General features: G+C 66.8%; 2 protein-coding genes. Both read left to right on the forward strand.

What is annotated here, in order from left to right; translation table 11 throughout:
• A partial coding sequence (locus IE312_RS43030; protein WP_229900741.1) for a molybdopterin-dependent oxidoreductase occupies positions 1-695 on the forward strand: 695 nt, incomplete at its 5' end.
• A gap of 76 nt (positions 696-771) precedes the next feature.
• Positions 772-1,423 (forward strand): fasciclin domain-containing protein (locus IE312_RS33600; protein WP_189986007.1); only part of this gene is annotated, 652 nt, incomplete at its 3' end.

Raw genomic sequence — 1,423 nt, forward strand, 5'->3', positions numbered from 1 at the left:
GTGGCCCGTACGTGGGCAACGCCCGCTGGACCGGGGTACGGCTGGCCGACCTGCTCGCCGAATGCGGGGTCAAGCCCCCGTCCCGAGGCGGCCGTGCGGATCAGCTGGTGTCGCGGTCGGTGGACGGTATGACGATCGGCAGCCCGGTCGAGGACGTCATGGACGGCCGTGACGCAATGCTGGCCCTCGGCATGAACGGCGAGCCGCTGCCCTTCGAACACGGCTTTCCTGTCCGCATGGTCGTCCCGGGCCTGTACGGATTCGTCTCGGCGTGCAAGTGGATCGAGGACATCGAGCTCACCACCTTCGACTCCTACGACCCGTACTGGGTCAAGCGCGGCTGGGCCCGCAAGGCCCCGATCAAGACCGAGTCGCGAATCGACACCCCCAAGCCGTTCGCCCGGCCCAAGACCGGCACGGTGATGATCGCCGGAGTCGCCTGGGCCCAGCACCGGGGCATCGACAAGGTCGAGGTCCGCATCGACGACGGCCCCTGGCAAGAAGCCCACCTGGCCGCCGAGGACACCCGTGACACCTGGCGCCAGTGGTCGCTTCCCTGGCAGGCCACCAAGGGCGGCCACACCCTTACCGTCCGCGCCACCGACCGCACGGGCGCGGTGCAGACCGACAGACGCACCCGCACGATCCCCGACGGCGCCAGTGGATGGCACTCCGTCGTCGTCACCGTCGAGTGAGCGTGCCCTATCCAGACCACCCTTCCGCAATACCCGAGCAGCCACAACGTGCTGCGCCTTCCAACAGGAGAAAATGATGAACACCCGTATTCGCCGTACCACCGGCCTTCTCGCCGCTGCCGCCGTCCTGCCGCTGGTCCTTACCGCCTGCTCCGACAACAGCAGCGATTCCGGTAAGTCCGACTCCTCCAGCAAGGCGTCGGCTCCGGCGACCAAGAGCAGCGACGACATGGGCGGCTCGACGGCCTCCTCGAGCAGCATGGACCAGCCGTTCGGCCCTGCCTGCGCCTCGGTGCCGAAGAACGGTGCCGGCTCCTTCGACGGCATGGCCAAGGACCCGGTCGCCACGGCTGCCTCCAACAACCCCGCGCTGTCCACCCTCGTGGCGGCGGTGAAGAAGGCCGGCCTGGTCGACACCCTCAACAACGCGCAGAACATCACCGTGTTCGCGCCGACCAACGACGCCTTCAAGAAGATCCCGAAGGCCACCCTGGACAAGGTCCTGAACGACAAGGCGCAGCTGACGAAGATCCTCACCTACCACGTCGTCGGCCAGAAGCTCACCCCTAAGGACCTGGAGAACGGCTCCTTCAACACGCTGGAGAAGTCGAAGGTCATGACCTCCGGCTCGGGCGAGTCCTACACCGTCAACGACTCCGCCAAGGTCGTCTGCGGCAACGTCAAGACCGCCAACGCCAACGTCTACATCATCGACACCGTCCTGATGC

It is taken from the genome of Streptomyces capoamus (genome assembly GCF_014654935.1).
Taxonomy (GTDB): Bacteria; Actinomycetota; Actinomycetes; order Streptomycetales; family Streptomycetaceae; genus Streptomyces; species Streptomyces capoamus.